Origin of the sequence: Streptomyces spinosus (assembly GCF_020400655.1) — a bacterium.
Lineage (GTDB): Bacteria > Actinomycetota > Actinomycetes > Streptomycetales > Streptomycetaceae > Streptomyces > Streptomyces argyrophylli.
Map to the genome: position 1 here is coordinate 433658 of NZ_JAINRC010000003.1, position 17255 is coordinate 450912.

Annotated in this window: 14 protein-coding genes; 4 read left to right on the top strand and 10 right to left on the bottom strand. The window is 73.4% G+C overall.

Going from position 1 to position 17255, the window contains the following annotated elements; translation table 11 throughout:
- Positions 1 to 153 precede the first annotated feature (153 nt).
- Together LG395_RS08895 and LG395_RS08900 are read right to left on the bottom strand one after the other, a co-directional pair.
- A complete protein-coding gene (locus LG395_RS08895; protein ID WP_225809006.1) occupies positions 154 to 654 on the bottom strand; it encodes a type III secretion system chaperone family protein in 501 nt (166 codons plus the stop codon).
- Positions 647 to 2041, bottom strand: a complete 1395-nt coding sequence (locus tag LG395_RS08900) for a glycosyltransferase (RefSeq protein ID WP_225809007.1) — start codon at positions 2039 to 2041, stop codon at positions 647 to 649. The genes LG395_RS08895 and LG395_RS08900 overlap by 8 nt, the downstream gene beginning before the upstream one ends.
- A 192-nt stretch (positions 2042 to 2233) precedes the next feature.
- Here LG395_RS08900 and LG395_RS08905 point away from each other — a divergent pair, with 192 nt between their 5' ends.
- From LG395_RS08905 to LG395_RS08915, 3 genes are all read left to right on the top strand, one after another.
- Positions 2234 to 3046 (top strand): class I SAM-dependent methyltransferase, encoded by an 813-nt coding sequence (locus LG395_RS08905; RefSeq protein ID WP_225809008.1) that lies wholly within the window; start codon positions 2234 to 2236, stop codon positions 3044 to 3046.
- Between the two features lie 440 nt (positions 3047 to 3486).
- On the top strand, positions 3487 to 4590 hold the full coding sequence (locus LG395_RS08910) for a C40 family peptidase (protein WP_225809009.1): 1104 nt from the start codon (positions 3487 to 3489) through the stop codon (positions 4588 to 4590).
- 307 nt (positions 4591 to 4897) lie between these two features.
- Entirely contained in the window at positions 4898 to 6196 is a 1299-nt protein-coding gene (locus LG395_RS08915; RefSeq protein ID WP_171155076.1) for a PP2C family protein-serine/threonine phosphatase, read from the top strand.
- Between the two features lie 99 nt (positions 6197 to 6295).
- Here the strand turns inward: LG395_RS08915 and LG395_RS08920 are convergent, their stop codons facing one another.
- The 3 genes from LG395_RS08920 to LG395_RS08930 form a co-directional block, all read right to left on the bottom strand.
- Positions 6296 to 6643 carry a DUF2516 family protein gene (locus tag LG395_RS08920; protein WP_171155074.1) on the bottom strand — a complete coding sequence of 116 codons (348 nt, stop codon included), beginning with the start codon at positions 6641 to 6643 and terminating at the stop codon, positions 6296 to 6298.
- 126 nt (positions 6644 to 6769) lie between these two features.
- Positions 6770 to 7384, bottom strand: coding sequence for a hypothetical protein (locus tag LG395_RS08925; protein WP_171155073.1), 615 nt, complete (start codon positions 7382 to 7384; stop codon positions 6770 to 6772).
- A gap of 81 nt (positions 7385 to 7465) precedes the next feature.
- On the bottom strand, positions 7466 to 7954 hold the full coding sequence (locus LG395_RS08930; RefSeq protein WP_171155071.1) for a helix-turn-helix domain-containing protein: 489 nt from the start codon (positions 7952 to 7954) through the stop codon (positions 7466 to 7468).
- Positions 7955 to 8138: 184 nt separating this feature from the next.
- Between LG395_RS08930 and LG395_RS08935 the strand changes: the two genes are divergently transcribed.
- Positions 8139 to 10508 carry an ATP-binding cassette domain-containing protein gene (locus LG395_RS08935; protein ID WP_225809010.1) on the top strand — a complete coding sequence of 790 codons (2370 nt, stop codon included), beginning with the start codon at positions 8139 to 8141 and terminating at the stop codon, positions 10506 to 10508.
- A gap of 15 nt (positions 10509 to 10523) precedes the next feature.
- On the opposite strand, the gene LG395_RS08940 is transcribed toward LG395_RS08935, so the two are convergent.
- From LG395_RS08940 to LG395_RS08960, 5 genes are all read right to left on the bottom strand, one after another.
- Positions 10524 to 10997, bottom strand: a complete 474-nt coding sequence (locus LG395_RS08940; RefSeq protein ID WP_225809011.1) for an HAD domain-containing protein — start codon at positions 10995 to 10997, stop codon at positions 10524 to 10526.
- A 46-nt stretch (positions 10998 to 11043) separates the two neighbouring features.
- Positions 11044 to 13098, bottom strand: coding sequence for a HelD family protein (locus tag LG395_RS08945; RefSeq protein WP_225809012.1), 2055 nt, complete (start codon positions 13096 to 13098; stop codon positions 11044 to 11046).
- A 39-nt stretch (positions 13099 to 13137) separates the two neighbouring features.
- A complete protein-coding gene (locus LG395_RS08950) occupies positions 13138 to 13776 on the bottom strand; it encodes a TetR family transcriptional regulator (protein ID WP_225809013.1) in 639 nt (212 codons plus the stop codon).
- Positions 13777 to 13785: 9 nt separating this feature from the next.
- Positions 13786 to 16044: a phosphotransferase family protein gene (locus LG395_RS08955; protein ID WP_171155063.1), complete on the bottom strand. Its 2259-nt coding sequence runs from the start codon at positions 16042 to 16044 to the stop codon at positions 13786 to 13788.
- 190 nt (positions 16045 to 16234) lie between these two features.
- Positions 16235 to 17170: a winged helix-turn-helix domain-containing protein gene (locus tag LG395_RS08960; RefSeq protein WP_225809014.1), complete on the bottom strand. Its 936-nt coding sequence runs from the start codon at positions 17168 to 17170 to the stop codon at positions 16235 to 16237.
- Between the last annotated feature and the right edge of the window lie 85 nt (positions 17171 to 17255).

The following is a 17255-nucleotide window of genomic DNA, read 5'->3' on the forward strand; positions in this document are numbered from 1 at the left end:
GTCCACCCGCCCCTTCGTCCTCCGGCGTGCACGCCGGTTGCCGATCCTCGAGGTAATTCACGAATATGAACGACGTTCAGGAATGCGTTGGCGGTGAGCATGCCACTGTGCCCGGCGGGCGGGAAAGGGGTCGTACGGAAGAAAAGCGGAACGTCAGTCCGCCGGGCGCTCGATCAGGTGCATGAACGCCTCCAGGTTGCGCGTGGACTCGCCGCGCGCCACCCGCCAGGCGTACTCCTTGCGGATCGAGGAGGCGAAGCCCAGCTCCAGCAGCGTGTTGAAGGCGCCGTCGGCCGCTTCCAGGACCTGGCCGAGGAGCCGGTCCACCCCGTCCGGGGTGACGGCGGCGAGCGGCAGCCGGGCGGTGACGTAGACGTCGCCGAGGTGGTCCACGGCGTAACTCACGCCGTACAGCTTGAGGTTGCGCTCCAGCAGCCAGCGGTGGACGCCCGCCTCGTTCTCGTCGGGGTGGCGGATGACGAAGGCGTTGAGCGAGAGGGAGTGGCGGCCGGCGAGGAAGGACACCGTGGTGGACAGCTTGCGGGTGCCGGGGAGCTTGACCACGTAGTTCCCGGGCTCGGGGCTCTCCCACTCCAGTTCCGCGTCCCGGAAGACGCTCTCCAGGACCTCTACGGCCTTCTCGACATCACCCATGGTGGGAGCGTACGCGACGGCGGTGGGACTGGGTCGCGGCCGTGTAGACGTCGGCGGTGGCGGCGGCGGCCGCGTCCCAGCCGAAGGACAGGGCGTGCCGGGCGGCGGCCCGGCCCATGCGCGCCGAGAGGCCGGGTTCGTCGGCGAACCGGGCGAGCACGCGCGCGTAGTCGGCCGGATCGTGGCCCTCGACGAGGAAGCCGGTCTCGCCGTCCCGCACGGCCACCGGCAGCCCGCCGACCGAGGCCGCGAGCACCGGAGTCCCGGACGCCTGCGCCTCGATGGCGACCAGACCGAAGGACTCGCTGTAGGACGGCATGACCAGGACGGACGCGGCCCGGAACCAGTCCGCGAGCTCCTCCTGGCAGACCGGCGGGTGGAACCGCACGACGTCCGCGATGCCGAGCCGGGCCGCGAGCTTCTGGAGGCCCTCCGGCTTGGCGAGCCCGCTGCCGCTGGGACCGCCGACGACCGGGACGAGGATGCGGGAGCGCAGCTCCGGGCGCTCGTCCAGCAGCACGGCCACGGCGCGCAGCAGGATGTCCGGCGCCTTGAGGGGCTGTATGCGGCCCGCGAAGAGGGGGATCAGGGCGTCCGGCGGGAGACCGAGACGGGCACGCGCGGCGGCGCGGGCCTCGGCCGTGGCGGACGAGCCGTCCCCCGGCGCGCCGCCGTCCCACGCGCCGCCCCGCGGGAAGGGGCGGAAGCGGTCCAGGTTCACACCGGGGTGGACGACGGCGACCTTCGCGGGGTCGGCGGCGTAGTGCTGGACCAGTTCGCCGGCCTCCTCCGCCGTGTTGGCGATCAGCCGGTCGGCGGCGGCCACGATCTGGGTCTCCCCGATGACCCGCGCGGGCGGCTCGGGGGTGTCGCCGTCGGCCAGGTTGGCGTTCTTGACCTTGGCCATGGTGTGCATGGCGTGCACCAGGGGCACGCCCCAGCGCTGGGCGGCGAGCCATCCGACGTGGCCGGAGAGCCAGTAGTGGGAGTGGACGAGGTCGTAGTGGCCGGGGCGGTGACCGGCCCAGGCCTGCATGACGCCGTGGGTGAAGGCGCACAGCTGGGCCGGGAGGTCCTCCTTGGCCAGGCCCTCGTAGGGGCCCGCGTCGACGTGCCGGACGAGGACGCCGGGGGCCAGTTCGACGGTGGGGGGCAGGCCGCCGGCCGTGGCCCGGGTGAAGATCTCGACCTCGATGTTGATCGCGGCCAGCCGCTGGGCCAGCTCCACGATGTAGACGTTCATGCCGCCCGCGTCGCCGGTTCCGGGCTGGTGGAGCGGGGAGGTGTGCACGGAGAGCATGGCGACCCGGCGGGGCCTGCGGTACAGCCGCAGTCGCGTGCCGGCCGACGGGGAGCGTCGCCCGAGCCTGCTGACGTACTGGCTCACCTGGCGTTCCTCCTTGTTGCGGACACGACTGACAAGGGCCCACCTCGCCCCTCAAGCTGGTCCAACAGTGAGCGGGTGCCCGGCCATTTCCCCCTCAGACGGCTTTGCCGAATCATTACCCGTTACCGATCAACTGTTCGAAGCCGGACGGCGTCGGCGGCAGCGGGTCCCGGCGCGCTTACCCTCGTAGCCATGACAGCCCGCACAGCCACCCGGCCCGTCGGAGCGGTGACGCGCGGGACCACCAACCCCAACAGGCTCCGCCGCATGGACCGCTGGATCGCGGCCACGCACGGCGCCGAGCTGCGCCGCGCCGGCGACCCGGTGGCGATCGACCTGGGATACGGCGCCGCCCCCTGGACCGCCGTCGAGCTGCTGACCCGGCTCCGCGCGGCAGCGCCCCGCACGCGCGTCGTCGGTGTGGAGATCGAACCGGAGCGGGTGGCGGCGGCCCGGCCGTACGAGCGGGAGGGGCTGACCTTCCGGCACGGCGGCTTCGAGGTCCCGGTCCCCGGGCGACCGGTACTGATCCGGGCCGCCAACGTGCTGCGCCAGTACGACGAGGGCGAGGTCGCGGCGGTGTGGGAGCGGCTGTGCGCGCGGCTCGCCCCGGCGGCCGGCGGCTCGCGCGGCGGGCTGCTGGTCGAGGGGACGTGCGACGAGATCGGGCGGCGGCACGTGTGGGTGGCGCTCGGCCCGGAGGGTCCGCGCACGGTCACCTTCGCCACCCGGCTGGGCTCCCTGGACCGCCCCTCCGACCTCGCCGAGCGCCTGCCGAAGGCGTTGATCCACCGCAACGTCCCGGGCGAGCCGGTGCACGCCTTCCTGCGCGACTTCGACCGCGCCTGGGCCGCCGCCGCGCCCTACGCCTCCTACGGCGCCCGGCAGCGCTGGCTGCGCACGGTGCGGGACCTGAGAGCCGACTGGCCCGTCACCGACACCCCGGCCCGCTGGCGGCAGGGCGAAGTGACGGTGACCTGGGCCGCGTTGGCGCCCCGGACCTGACTCCCCACGGGCGGGCCGCCCGTGACGCCCCGGACGTGACACCGACGCGCGCCGGGACTCGCCTTACCCGGCTCCGGCGCACCGGCGCCTGCGGCGACGCCCTGAGCGGGCCCGGGTCCCGCACACCGGCCCCCACCGCGACGCCCTCGGCCCGGGTCCCGCACACCGGCCCCGGCGGCGACGCCCCGACCCGGCTGCTACACCCCGAACCCCGCGCCGGGACCCCGTACCTGACCCCGCGTCGGAATCACCCGTTCGGGGTGCCGTGGACGGAACGATCTCCGCGCGTCGTTCGTCACACCGGCGAGGAGATCGTCGTATCCGGCGATGAGCGGGGGAATTCCGGTTTCCGACGGCCTCTGTCGCTTTGCGCGCGGCCGTGGCACGATCCCTCAGACGCCCGTAAGTTACTGACGGTAAATCAGTTTGGGGGAAGACGTATGGGACCGGGCAAGCGCGGCCTGCTCACGGCCGCCCTGACCGTGATCTGCGCGGTGACCGTCCTGTCGGCGCCCGGCGCGGCGTTCGCCGCCCCCGGGCCACCCCGCACCCCGTCGGGGACCCCCGCCCCCACGGCGGCCCCCGGACCGGCCGCGACTCCCGCGCCCGGCAAGGATCTCGAAGAGGTCCGCGCGAAGCTCGACAAGCTCTACCACGACGCGGCCGTGGCCACCGACGCGTACAACGCCGCGGAGGAGAAGGCGGAGAAGCAGTCGGCCGAGATCGCGGCGCTGGCGAAGAAGATCGTCGACGGCCGGCGGAAACTGGAGGAGCTCAAGGACCAGGCGGGCGCCGCCGCCCGCGACCAGTACCGCACGGGCGGCCTGTCCGACACCGCCCGGTTCCTGCTCAGCGACGACCCGGGCCAGTTCCTGGACGGCGCCGGACGGGCGCTCCAGGGCCAGCAGGCGGCGAAGAAGCTCATGGCGGAAAAGGCCCGCACGCAACAGGAGTTGCAGAGCTACGCCGACGACGCCTCCGCCCGCTGGAAGGAACTGGAGGCGAACCGCAAGGCGAAGGACGCCGCCAAGAAGAAGATCGAGAAGCAGATCGACGCGGCCGAGAAGCTCCAGTCCCGGCTGGAGAAGAAGGAGAAGGAGCGGCTCGCCGAGCTGGAGCGGGAGGCCGCGGCCAGGGCGCAGACCGCCTGGCTGGACACCGGCGCCCTCGGAGACGTCCACGGAAAGGCCTCCGCACAGGGCGAGAAGGCCGTGCGGTACGCCACCCGCCAGCTCGGCAAGCCGTACGTGTGGGGCGCCGAGGGCCCGGACTCCTTCGACTGCTCGGGCCTGACCTCCCAGGCCTGGGCGGCGGCCGGCCACCCCGTCCCGCGCACCTCGCAGGAGCAGTGGAGGCAGCTGAGGCACGTCGCGGTGAAGGACATGCGGCCCGGTGACCTCGTCATCTACTTCGACGACGCCACCCATGTCGGGATGTACATCGGCGAGGGCAGGATCATCCACGCGCCGCGCCCCGGGCGGACGGTGACGATCGCGGGCGCCGGATCGATGCCGATCCTCGGGGTCGTACGGCCGGACGCGTGACCGGCCGCACGCGCGGTGCGACGCGGTGCGGGGCGGTGCGCGCCATGTCCCCGGTGACGCACGTCATGTGACCCGTCGCACGCCCGATCCACCCCAAACTCCCCCAGGACGTGAGCTTCGTCATCCCCTACCGGCCGTCGGCGTGTCCAACTGCGGTACGGAACGCGGCATATGACAGTGGCGGGCACCGGAGCGACGCGGCTCACACCATTCCGTCGGGGCGGTCCCAGCCGCTATGGTCCCGGTCGGTGGGTCGAGACCCCTCGACGCCGCCGTGCCCTCGGGGGGAGGGAAGGAACCCAGGACAATGCCCGTACCCGTACCGCGGCAGAGAGCGATCCCGGCCGTGGAGAGTGGTCAGGCGCAGGCCGCCCGCGCAGCCGGCGGCCTACTCAAGGAAGAGGCCCACCGCGACGCCACGGCCGTGAACGGCACCGGCGCCACTCTCACCCTGCTGCTGATCGAGGACGATCCGGCCGGCTCGCCGATCGTGCCCGACCTGCTGGACCCGGCCGGCAAGCCGATCCGCGTCCGCACCGCCCGCAACCTCACCGAGGCCGAGCGGCTGCTCACCGACGACGTCCACTGCATCCTGCTGGACCTGGCGCTCCCGGCGCCCGGCGGCAGCGACGACGACGAGCTGGCCGTGCTCCGGCACGTCCTCCACCTCGCGCCCCGGCACGCCGTGCTCGCCCTGACCGCCTCCGGCGACGCCGAGCGCGGCGCCGAGGCCGTGCGCGTGGGCGCCCAGGACTACCTCTTCCGGGACGAGCTGGACGGCCGGCTGCTCAGCCGCGCCATCCGCTACGCGGTGGAGCGGAAGCGGTCCGACACGGCCGAGCGGCGGCTCGCCGAGGGCAAGATGCGCGCGCAGGAGAACCGCCGGCTGGAGCGCGGCCTGCTGCCCACCCCTCTGCTGGAGGGCTCCTCGCTGCGGTTCGCCGCGCGCTACCGCCCCGGCCGGTCCCGGGCACTGCTCGGCGGTGACTTCTACGACGCCGTCCGCACCCCCGACGGCACCGTGCACGCCATGATCGGCGACGTGTGCGGACACGGCCCGGACGAGGCCGCGCTCGGCGTGGAGCTGCGCATCGCCTGGCGGGCGCTGACGCTGGCCGGGCTGTGCGGGGACGAGCTGCTGAACACGTTGCAGCAGGTGCTGGAGCACGAGCGCGCCGACGAGGAGATCTTCGCGACGCTGTGCACGGTGGACATCGCACCCGACGGACGGCGGGCGGGCCTGTGCCTGGCCGGCCATCCGGCCCCGCTGGTCGCCCGCCCGGGCCGGCCGGCGCGGCTGCTCCCCTACGAGAACAACGGCCCGGCCCTGGGGCTGCTGCCCGGCGCCCGCTGGCCGCGGATGCAGGTCGAGCTGGGCGCCGAGTGGAGCCTGATGCTCTACACCGACGGGCTGATCGAGGGCCGGGTCGGTGAGGGCGGGGAGCGGCTCGGTCAGGACGGCATGCTGGAGATGATCCGCCGGCAGCTGTCCGAGGGGCTGCGGGGCGAGGAGCTGCTGCGGGCCGCGGTGAGCGAGGTGCGGGACCTCAACGGGGGTGAGCTGACCGACGACGTCGCGGTGGTGCTGCTGGACCGGACGCGGTAGGCGCGGTCCCGCCGTCCGGCGGTTCCGCGCCGTCGCCGGGTCCGGGCGGGCCGGGACAGGCCCGGCGCACCCGGCGAGCGCTCCCGCGGCGGGGCGCCGTCAGCGGCCGCCGTTGTACGGGCCGTACGGGCCGTCGCTGCTGCTTCCGCCCCGGCGCCGGCCCCACCCACGGCCGCCGCCCACCTGCTGGAGGGCGGGGCGGACGTCGACGAGGTAGACGATGCTCGCCACCGCGCCGGCGATGGGGAGGATGGACAGGAGCGAGAACAGGTAGCTGACCACGAGGGCGATGCCCAGGATGATCAGCCAGAAGACCTTGTTCTGCTTGTCGGCGGCACGGAAGGCGTCCTCGCGCCGGAACGCGGCGTCGAACAGCCCGAACGCGGCCAGGGCCATCAGAATGATCTTCAAGATGCCCATGAAACCCGCGAACCCCAACATCAGCATGCTGTCCACCGCCCGTTGATGACCGAACCCTGCTACGCCGCCACCGTACCCACAGAACGGGCCGGACACCCCAAAGGTGCCCGGCCCGCACCGGTCTCGTCGGCCATGGTCACTTGGCCGGCGGGGTCACTTGGCCGGCGGGATCGTCCTCTTCGCCGTGGCGGGCGGGGGGGTGGGGGTCTTGCGGGGGGCCGGGGCCTTCTTCGCCGCAGACTTCTTGTCCGCGACCGGGTCGGCCTTGGCCTCGGCCGGCTTCGGCTGGTCGTCCCCGACCTCGACCGGCTCGGCCTTGCCCTCGACCGCGATCGCCAGTTCCTCGATCTCCTCGGCCGCCTCACCGCGCCAGGTCTTCACGGCCTGCTCGCCGTGCTCGGCGACCCGCTCGTAGGTCTCGCGGGCCTTGACGGCGTACTCGGCGGCGACGCCGACGCTGCGCAGGGCGAGGTCCTGGGCGGTCTCGCCGAGCTTCTTGAGGTCGACGTCGATGGTCCCGATGAACTCGGTGACCTTGGCCTGAAGGGTCTCCTGCGCCTCCTTGGCGCGGGCGGCGGCCTTCTCCTGCACGGCCTTCGGGTCGGTGTTGCGCACGGCCTCGATGCGCGCCGGGGCCTCGGCGCGCAGCTGGTCGACCAGGGCCGGCACCTTCTTGGCCTGCTGGAGCGCCAGGTCGGCGGTGCCGGCGGCGAAGTAGAACGGGGTCGGGTCGCTGAGGGTCTTGCGCAGGTCGTCGGTGATGGCCATGGTGAGGGTCCTCCCGGATCGGATTCGCGTTCGGCTGGGTGGGTGTGGTCCGCGGCGGGCGTCCGGAGCCCTGGTCCGGCGTCAGCCGGCCGTCCGCCGCGGGCCGGCGTCCGTGTCACTTCCGGTGGCATCGCCCGAGCCGGCCGCAGGGCTGCCGCCGCCGGTCCCCTGGTCCACGGGTCCGTCCCCGGGGCCGTCCTCCTCGGCGCGCTCGCCGATCCCGAAGCCGTTCTCCTTGCGGAACGACTCGTAGATCTGGAGCAGCACCTGCTTCTGCCGCTCGTTGAGCGTGGGGTCGGCGAGGATGACGGCGCGCGTCTCGACCTCGTCCCGGTCCCGTTCGGCGTCGAGGATGCCGGCGCGGACGTACAGCGTCTCGGCGGAGATGCGCAGGGCCTTGGCGACCTGCTGGAGCACCTCCGCGCTGGGCTTGCGCAGCCCGCGCTCGATCTGGCTCAGGTACGGATTGGACACCCCGGCGGCGTCGGCGAGCTGCCGCAGCGACAGCTGGGCGTTCCGCCGCTGTTCGCGCAGGTACTCACCGAGGTTGCCGACGTTCAGCGATGCCATGCCTCCACCTTGCCCCACCCTCGCTAACAATTGCAAGCACCCGCTTGCAAGAGTGTGTCGTGTCACCGGTTCGGACCGGAGGCACGGCTGCCGGCTGCGCCCGCGGGCCTGGCGGAAGGCGTCGGGAAGAAGGCGTCAGGAATGGAGAAGCGCCCTCCGGCGGGGCACCGCTACGGTGGCCGGCATGGACGAGGCCATCGCACAGCACGCCGCCGACAGTCATGACCTGATCCGTGTGCACGGGGCACGCGAGAACAACCTCAAGGACGTGAGCGTCGAGATCCCCAAGCGCCGGCTGACGGTGTTCACCGGGGTCTCCGGCTCGGGCAAGAGCTCGCTGGTGTTCGACACCATCGCCGCCGAGTCGCAACGGCTGATCAACGAGACGTACAGCGCGTTCGTCCAGGGCTTCATGCCCACGCTGGCGCGGCCCGAGGTCGACGTGCTCGACGGCCTGACCACCGCGATCATCGTCGACCAGCAGCGGATGGGCGCCGACCCGCGCTCCACGGTCGGCACCGCGACCGACGCCCACGCGATGCTGCGCATCCTGTTCAGCCGGCTCGGCACCCCGCACATCGGCTCGCCCAAGGCGTTCTCCTTCAACGTCGCCTCGATCAGCGGGGCGGGCGCGGTCACCGTGGAGCGCGGCGGGAAGACGGTGAAGGAGCGCCGCGCGTTCAGCATCACCGGCGGCATGTGCCCGCGCTGCGAGGGCCGGGGCGCGGTCACGGACATCGACCTGTCCCAGCTCTACGACGAGGACAAGTCGCTCAGCGAGGGCGCGCTGACCATCCCCGGCTACAAGCCCGGCGGCTGGAACCACCGCCTCTACACGGAGTCGGGCCTCTTCGACCCGGACAAGCCGATCCGCACGTTCAGCCGGCGGCAGCTGGACGACTTCCTGTACCGCGAGCCGGTCCGGATGAAGATCGCGGGCATCAACATGACCTACGAGGGTCTGGTGCCGCGCATCCAGAAGTCGATGCTCGCCAAGGACCGGGAGGCGATGCAGCCGCACATCCGGGAGTTCGTGGACCGGGCGGTCACCTTCACCACCTGCCCCGACTGCGACGGCACCCGGCTCAGCGAGGCGGCCCGGTCCTCGAAGATCAAGGGGATCAGCATCGCCGACGCCTGCGCGATGCAGATCAGCGACCTGGCCGCGTGGGTGCGCGGCCTGGACGAGCCGTCCGTCGCGCCGCTGCTGACCGCGCTGGGCGGGACGCTGGACTCGTTCGTGGAGATCGGCCTCGGCTACCTCTCCCTGGACCGGCCCGCGGGCACGCTGTCGGGCGGCGAGGCGCAGCGGACGAAGATGATCCGCCACCTCGGCTCCTCGCTGACCGACGTCACGTACGTCTTCGACGAGCCCACCACCGGCCTGCACCCGCACGACATCCGGCGGATGAACGACCTGCTGCTGCGGCTGCGCGACAAGGGCAACACGGTGCTGGTGGTGGAGCACAAGCCGGAGGTCATCGCGATCGCCGACCACGTGGTGGACCTCGGTCCGGGCGCCGGCACGGCGGGCGGCACCGTCTGCTTCGAGGGTTCCGTCGCCGGGCTGCGGGCGAGCGGCACGCTCACCGGGCGGCACCTGGACGACCGGGCGGCGCTGAAGCAGACGGTGCGCGAGCCGACCGGGGTCCTGGAGATCCGCGGCGCGACCACCCACAACCTGCGGAACGTGGACGTCGACATCCCGCTCGGCGTGCTCACGGTCGTCACCGGGGTCGCCGGTTCCGGCAAGAGCTCGCTCGTGCACGGGTCGGTCCCGGCCGGCGCGGGTGTGGTGTCGGTGGACCAGGCGCCGATCCGTGGCTCGCGGCGCAGCAACCCGGCGACGTACACCGGTCTGCTGGAGCCCATCCGCAAGGCGTTCGCCAAGGCCAACGGGGTGAAGCCGGCGCTGTTCAGCGCGAACTCCGAAGGTGCCTGTCCCTCCTGCAACGGCGCCGGGGTCGTCTACACCGACCTGGCGATGATGGCCGGGGTGGCCACCACCTGCGAGGAGTGCGAGGGCAAGCGGTTCGACGCCTCGGTGCTGGAGTACCGCCTGGGCGGGCGGGACATCAGCGAGGTGCTGGCGATGCCGGTGACCGAGGCCGAGGAGTTCTTCGGCGACGGCGAGGCCCGCACCCCGGCCGCCCACCGCATCCTGCGAAACATGGGGGACGTCGGCCTCGGCTACCTGACCCTGGGCCAGCCGCTCACCACCCTCTCCGGCGGCGAGCGGCAGCGGCTGAAGCTGGCCACGCACATGGCGGAGAAGGGCGGGGTCTACGTCCTGGACGAGCCGACCACCGGTCTCCACCTCGCCGACGTGCAGCAGTTGCTGGGCCTGCTCGACCGGCTGGTCGACGCCGGCAAGTCGGTGATCGTCATCGAGCACCACCAGGCGGTCATGGCGCACGCCGACTGGATCATCGACCTCGGCCCCGGCGCCGGTCACGACGGCGGCCGCGTCGTCTTCGAGGGCACCCCCGCGGACCTGGTCGCGGCCCGTTCCACCATCACCGGCGAGCACCTGGCGGAGTACGTCGGCGCGTGAGGCGCGCACGCCGTGTCAGTGTGCTCGCAGCCACTGCTCCAGCACGGCGAAGTCGGCCTCCGTCAGGCCGTACCGGTGGTCGACGCGGTACGGCAGGGCCGGGGCCGGGTGGTGGGCGGCGAGCCAGGCGCGGTCGGCCCCGGTGATCTCGTCGTCCACCCAGACGAAGGGCCGGCCCGCCGCCCAGCGGGCCAGCGGGCGGGTCTTCCAGTGCAGCCGGCCCGGCCGCTGGTCCGCGTCCGGCCACCGCACGACCGGCAGCGGCGGCAGGCCCAGCCACGGCGCGAGGCAGTCGTTGGCGCCGTCCGTCCACGTCGTGGCCCACACCAGCTCGCAGCCCAGTGCCGTCAGCCGGGGTCCCAGCGCGGGGTCGACGCGCGGCAGCAGCGGGTGGCCCGCGGGCACCGGCGGGCCGTCGTGGAGCGGGTAGGCGCGGTCCGCCGCCCCGAAGGGGATGAGCGGGCCGTCGACGTCGAGGAAGAGCAGCATCACCCCTCAGGTTCGTCCCCGGGGCACCGGCCGTCCAGGGCCCCGGTCAGAACGGCAGCGGCCGGCTGTGGACGACGTCCAGCCGGGACACCGCCCGGGTGAGCACCACGTACAGCCGGTGGGCGCCGCGTTCCTCCGCCTCGGCCACGGCCGCCGGTTCCACGGCGACGACGTGGTCGTACTCCAGGCCCTTGACCACGCTCGCGGGGACGACGGTCAGCCGGGCGCCGGGCGTGTCGGGGCCGGCCGGTGCGAGGCCGGCCCGGTCGAGCGCGGCCCGCACCCGGTCGGTGTCCGCGTCGGCCGTGACCACGCCGACCGAACCCTCCCGGGCGAGGGCGTCGCGCACGGCGGCCACGGTGGTGCCGAGCAGGTCCTCGGTGGGCCGCAGGGTCAGTTCCCCGTCGGTGCGCAGGGAGGTGGCGGCGGGTACGTCGACGTCGAGGCGGGCGAGCAGCCGGTTGGCGAGCGCGAGGACGGCCGCCGGCACGCGGAACCCGGTGGTCAGCGGGATCACGGCCGCGTCCGGCCGGCCGAGGTGGCGCAGCTGGACGGACCAGTCGCGGGCGGCCCACGGGGTGGTGCCCTGGGCCAGGTCGCCGAGGACGGTCAGGGAGCCGAAGGCGGCCCGGCGGGCGATGGCCCGGCACTCCATCGGTGACAGGTCCTGTGCCTCGTCCACGACGAGGTGCCCGTAGCCCTCGGGGTGTTCGACGAGCCCGGCGAGTTCGTCGAGCAGGACCAGGTCGGCGGCCGACCAGCGGGCCGACTTGTACGAGCGCGGCGGCCGGGACCACAGCAGCGCCGCCTGCTCGTCGGGGTCGAGCAGGCCGTCCGCCGCACGGGCCAGCGCCTCGCCGTCGGTGAGGAGTCCGGCGAGGACCTCCTCGGGCCGGACCTTCGGCCACACGGCGTCGAGGTGTCCGGTCAGCGGCCGGCAGCGCTCGACGCGGCGCACCCAGGAGGCGGGCAGCACCCCCGAGCGCCGTTCGGCCTTGTCGCGCAGCAGCCGCACCACCCGGGCACGCACCCGCTCCCGTCCGACGGCGTACGGCGGTTCCTCGGCGCGCACCTGTGCGACCAGGCCGGCGAGTTCGGCGGCGGGGACGCGCCAGCGGTGGGAGCCGTCGGGCACGACGAGGTCGGTGGCGCCGTCGGTGGTGACGCGCGCGTACAGCGCCCGGCGCAGCACCTCGGCCATGCGCGGGTCGTGCTTGACCGCCGCGGTCCGGAGCGGGTCGGTGCCGGTGACCGGGTGGCGGGCGATCTCGTCCAGCAGGGTCGACTGCCGGTAGCCCCCGTCGGTCGCTCCGCGACGGGCGGTCTCGCCGAGGGAGGGCAGCACCTCGGCGATGTAGGTGAGGAAGGTCCGGTTGGGGCCGAGGATCAGCAGGCCGGAGCGCTGGAGCCGCTTGGGGTGGGTGTAGAGCAGGTAGGCGGCGCGGTGCAGGCCGACGGCGGTCTTGCCGGTGCCGGGGGCGCCCTGCACGCAGACGGAGTCGGTGAGGGCGGCGCGGACGAGGTCGTCCTGTTCGGGCTGGATGGTCGCGACGATGTCCCGCATGGGGCCGACGCGGGGCCGTTCGATCTCGCGGGCCACGATGTCGCTGGTCCGGGACTCGCCCCGGCCCAGGTGCTCGTCCTCCAGGCCGGTGAGACCGGCGGAGTCGCCGCGGCCGCCGGGCGCCCAGCCGAACCGGCGCCGGACCGCCACACCCTGCGGTGCGCGGGCGCTCGCCTGGTAGAAGGCGCGGGAGACGGGGGCCCGCCAGTCGACGACGAGCGGAGGTGCGGCCGGGTCCTCGGTGACGCGGACCCGGCCGACGTGGTAGCTCTGCCCGCCGTGTCCGGGGGCGTCGTCGGCGAAGTCGAGGCGCCCGAAGAACAGCGGGCCGGGCGGGAGCTCGCGCAGGGCCTTGGCCTGGCTGCGCAGCCGGTGGCCGAGGACCTCGGCGTCGGCTCCGGATGCGGAGACGTCCTCCCCGATGACGACCTGTTCGGCGGCGTCCTCGACCATCGCGGCGAGGGCCGCTCGGCAGGTGTCGTGGTAGGCGCGCTCGGCGTGCAGGGCGTCCGTGAGGGCGGGGTCGAGTGACGTCATGGCGCCAGCGTACCGCCATAACGTTACCGAGTTACATTTTTAACCGAGTCTCACATCAGGTCCCGGGTTCCGGTCCCCCAGCCCCGGCAGCCCCTCGGCCAGCCGCCGGAACGCCCGCTCCGCCGCGGCCACCGCGTCCGGCGCCACCTCCGCCACCGGCTCCGACGCCGCGATCCGCCGCCAGTTGTCCAGGGCGAGGACGCGCTGCACGGCGATGATCTGCGCGGCGGCCAGCCGTGCGTCCAGATCGCCGCCGAGCGCCTGCGCGAGCGCCGCCTCCGACCGCTCCTGGTGGGCGTACGCGCGCGCCACCAGGGACGGGGTGCCGTAGAGCAGACGGTGGAAGGCGAGCACGGCGGGGTGGTCGTTCAGCCCGGTGACCGGGTCGCGCCGCGCCAGGCCCTCGAGGAAGTGCCGGCGCAGCGCGTCCACCGGGTCGGCCGCCCCTGCGACCACCCGCGCGGCCTCCGTCTCGTGGTCCGCGATCCGGTGCAGGACCAGGTCCTCCTTGGCCGGGAAGTACCGGAAGAGGGTCGGCTTGGAGATCCCGGCCGCGGCGGCGACCTCCGCGACGGACACCGCGTCGAAGCCCCGCTCCAGGAACAGCCGTACGGCGATGTCCGACACGTCCTGGTACATCCGCTGCCTCTTGCGCTCGCGCAGGCCCATCTCACCCATGGGGCGAGCCTACGCAGGGCTGTCCGGACCGGTCCGCAGGCCCAGCGCGCGGGTGAGGTAGGGATTGGACCGGGGCGGGATGGTCAGACCCAGCGACGCGGTGGCCGCCGCCAGGGTCATCGCGTACGAGTCCAGCGCCCGGCGGACGTTGGGCGCCTCCCGGCTCGCCCCGGTGACCAGCCGGTCCAGGTCGACGTACGCCGAACGCACGGTCTCGATCCACCGGTACACCCGCCAGTCCTGACGCCAGTTCCGGGTGCACTCCCGTGGCAGGCGGCGCTCCCAGCGGCGGAACATGCGGTCCCGGATCTCCGGCCGGGTGGGGGTCAGGTGCATGTGCCGGACCAGGTCGTAGAGCGGGTCCCCGACCAGCGCCATCTCCCAGTCGATCAGGGTCAGCGCCAGGCCGTCGTCCCGGCGCACCAGGTTCCAGGGGTTGAGGTCGCCGTGCAGCAGGGCCGGGGTGCGGCGGGTGAGCCGGTGCCGGCCGAGGATCTCGCGCAGCCGGGGCGCGCCGGGCAGCCCGAGGAAACGGGCCAGCTGCTGCGACTCCTGGGGCAGGCCGGCGACGAGCAGGACGAGCTGGTCGCTGAGCCAGTCGTAGAAGTCCAGACCGACGGCGACCGGGTCGAGCTGGGCGTGGTCGACCTCGGTGAGCGCGGCCAGCTGGTCCACGAGTCCGTCCGCCTCCTGCGGAAGCAGCCCGTGGACCGGGTGGGCGGGTTTGCGGCCGGGATCGCGCGGACCCTCGTAGGTGTGGATCGCGAAGCGGTCCCCGGAGTACGCCCGGTTGCCGCAGTGGCTCTCCCCCAGCGCCAGGATCCTGGGCGCGGCCACCGCCGCCCCGGACTGCTCGATCGCCCGCAGCACGGCGTGCTCGCTGAGGAAGCTGCGTTCGAGCCGGCGGGCGTCCGCCACCTTGCGCCGCACGACGACGGGGAAGCCGGTGCCGGGGGCCCACACCACCGTGTTGAGGTGCACCGTGCCCTTGAACACCCGCTCGGCCGGGGCCGCGCCCTCCAGGAGCAGGGCGTCCGCGACGGCCGGGCGGGGGAAGTCGGGGTGCTCCGGGACGCGCCCGTCCGGCTTCCAGTCGATGGCCCGGGTGACCCGCCCGCCGCGCCCCGCGCCGCCGCGCCACACCGCGTCGCTCGCCGCGGCCCGCCAGCGGTAGAGGATGCCCTCGATCTCCCGCTCCCCGGGCACCTGGCCCAGGCGCAGCGGCTCGGCGGCCAGCTCCAGGGCGCGGTGCACGCGGGCCGTCGCCTCGTCCAGGCTCTTCTGGTCGAAGGAGTCCTGGAGGGACTGCGCCGCCCTCATCACATCGGGGTACACCGACTGGGCCCGCTCGAAGGCGAGGTAGTGGGGCAGGTCCCTGGCCACCCCGTTGACGGCGGCGGGGCGCACCGCCTGCACGGCGTGCGCCCAGGCGTCGACGACCTCCTTCTCCTGGTGTTCCGGATAGCGCATCCGCACCAGGTGGGTGGCGAGGTCGTGCAGCGGGTCGCCGTAGCTCGCCAGCTCCCAGTCGACGCAGATCAGGGGCGGGTCGCCGCCGTACGACATGATCACGTTGTCGCGGTGCAGATCGGCGTGGAGCAGGCTGTACGGCCGGCGTGCCATGGCCGGGACGCGTTCGGCCAGCCGCACCAGCGCGTCCTCCGGGATGCCCAGGGCGGCGAACAGACCGCCGAACGCGCTCCAGTTGGGCTGCCGGATCTGCAGGTCCGCCATGCGGGCGAGGGCCTGGAGGAAGCCCTGGCTGTCGGTGTAGTTGCGCGGCCACAGCGACGGCAGCGGCGGCAGCGTGGCGCTGCTGCGCACCTGGGCCGTCTCGGCGAGCAGATCCGCCAGCGCTCTTATCAGCAGGCCGTCGACCGGCTTGCCGTCGCCGCACACGCTGGACAGCGGTACGCCGTCCACATAGCTGTGGATGGCGAAGCCGTCGCCCTCGGCGAGGCACTCGGGCACGTTGGGCAGCACGCCGTTGACGGCCCGCAGAATCGCCGACTCGTTCTGCCAGGTGCGGATCACCACCGGCAGCGCGCCCTCGCGCCGCATCCGCACGGTCACGGGGACGCCCGGTTCCCGGCCGAGCAGCCGGGCCACCGGTTCGGACAGCGGGACCACGTAGTTCTGGTTGTGGAAGCCGCCGCTGGCCGCCCCCTCGGCGGCGGCGTACTCCAGGAACGTCCGGAAGACGGCCTGGCTCCGGGCTCCGTCGGCGCGGCCCCCGGTCGTGTCGAGGGGGACGGGAGGTGCGCCCACTGGCCGCTCCGGAGGTTCGATCGCGCGAGAACACGAAAAGGGGAAGGCTGGGGAAACGGTAAGTCCGCTTGGCGAGCGGCACGACCGGGGGCACAGCCGAGTAGCCCAACGGTGGTCTGCCACTCACCTGTGCGGGGTCGTCCGAGGCCGGCTCGTCCGCCATCCCTCGCGCAGGGATCCGAGCGGTCGCTCAGCCTGCGTGCGCGGATGCTATCGCATGGGCACGGGCCTCGTCGGTGAGCAACGTCCAGACTCCCTCGAACCAGCCCGTCATCTTGTCCACGAAGGTGGAGCCCGGCGAGTCGGGACGGCCGTCGCGGACGTGGTGGGTGAGCGTGGCGCCGAGGCCGAGGACGTCGACGGCGTCGATCTCCTCACCCGTTTCGAGCATCACCGGACGCTCCACCGGCGTGTAGGTGCCGTGCAGCACCTCCTCGCCGTTGATGACGTACAGCTTGAACGAGGGGGCGAGGGAGACGTGCCGGAACTCGTACTCCACCGACTTCACCAGCTTCTCGGTGCGCAGTTCACCGAGGACCTTGCGCAGTGAGGCGGTGTGCCGTTCGGTGATGCCGCGCAGCCGGTCCAGCAGCCGGGCGTCGTCCGCGGGATCCTTGCCCCGCGGGTAGGGCAGCAGCTCGATGACGGACGGGGACGGGAGCACCATGCGCAGGGCGATGCGCTCCGGCGCGATGATGCGGGCCCGGATGCGCTCGGCCTGCGCGTGGATGTGGGTGTCGAGGCTCTCGGAGGTCAGGGTGTAGATGTCCAGCGTCACCTCGTCGCGTTCGAACGCCTCGGCGATCAGCGGGCCCAGGGTCATCGGGTGCCGGGACCGGCTGGCCCGGGGCGCTGCCGAGTGGATGCGCTGGTTCCTGACGACCCGTGAGCGCTTGCCCTGCTGCGACTCGATCCAGCCCTCGTTGCCCAGTTCCGTCAGCACCCGCTGCACGGTGAACCGCGAGACCCCGAACTCCCGTGCGAGCGCGTTCTGCGAGGGCAGCTCGGTGCCCAGCGGGTAACCGCCGTCGGCGATCCGCACCCGCAGCTCGTCGGAGACCCTGCGGAACGCCTTGCCGCCGGCCTCGTCGTCCTTCCCGCCCGTCCTGCCCGTCCTGCCCGTCACAGCCGGTACGTACCTCCGGCGGGTCTGCGGCAAACACCGGCGACCAGTCAACCAGTCAGGTCAACCTGCCTGTTACTGGATCTAG

Excerpts from the sequence above, each read along its gene's own strand:
- LG395_RS08895 (WP_225809006.1), bottom strand. The coding sequence starts at position 654 with ATGGGTGATGTCGAGAAGGCCGTAGAGGTCCTGGAGAGCGTCTTCCGG.
- LG395_RS08905 (WP_225809008.1), top strand. The coding sequence starts at position 2,234 with ATGACAGCCCGCACAGCCACCCGGCCCGTCGGAGCGGTGACGCGCGGG.
- LG395_RS08910 (WP_225809009.1), top strand. The coding sequence starts at position 3,487 with ATGGGACCGGGCAAGCGCGGCCTGCTCACGGCCGCCCTGACCGTGATC.
- LG395_RS08915 (WP_171155076.1), top strand. The coding sequence starts at position 4,898 with ATGCCCGTACCCGTACCGCGGCAGAGAGCGATCCCGGCCGTGGAGAGT.
- LG395_RS08920 (WP_171155074.1), bottom strand. The coding sequence starts at position 6,643 with ATGCTGATGTTGGGGTTCGCGGGTTTCATGGGCATCTTGAAGATCATT.
- LG395_RS08925 (WP_171155073.1), bottom strand. The coding sequence starts at position 7,384 with ATGGCCATCACCGACGACCTGCGCAAGACCCTCAGCGACCCGACCCCG.
- LG395_RS08930 (WP_171155071.1), bottom strand. The coding sequence starts at position 7,954 with ATGGCATCGCTGAACGTCGGCAACCTCGGTGAGTACCTGCGCGAACAG.
- LG395_RS08935 (WP_225809010.1), top strand. The coding sequence starts at position 8,139 with ATGGACGAGGCCATCGCACAGCACGCCGCCGACAGTCATGACCTGATC.
- LG395_RS08940 (WP_225809011.1), bottom strand. The coding sequence starts at position 10,997 with ATGCTGCTCTTCCTCGACGTCGACGGCCCGCTCATCCCCTTCGGGGCG.
- LG395_RS08945 (WP_225809012.1), bottom strand. The coding sequence starts at position 13,098 with ATGACGTCACTCGACCCCGCCCTCACGGACGCCCTGCACGCCGAGCGC.
- LG395_RS08950 (WP_225809013.1), bottom strand. The coding sequence starts at position 13,776 with ATGGGTGAGATGGGCCTGCGCGAGCGCAAGAGGCAGCGGATGTACCAG.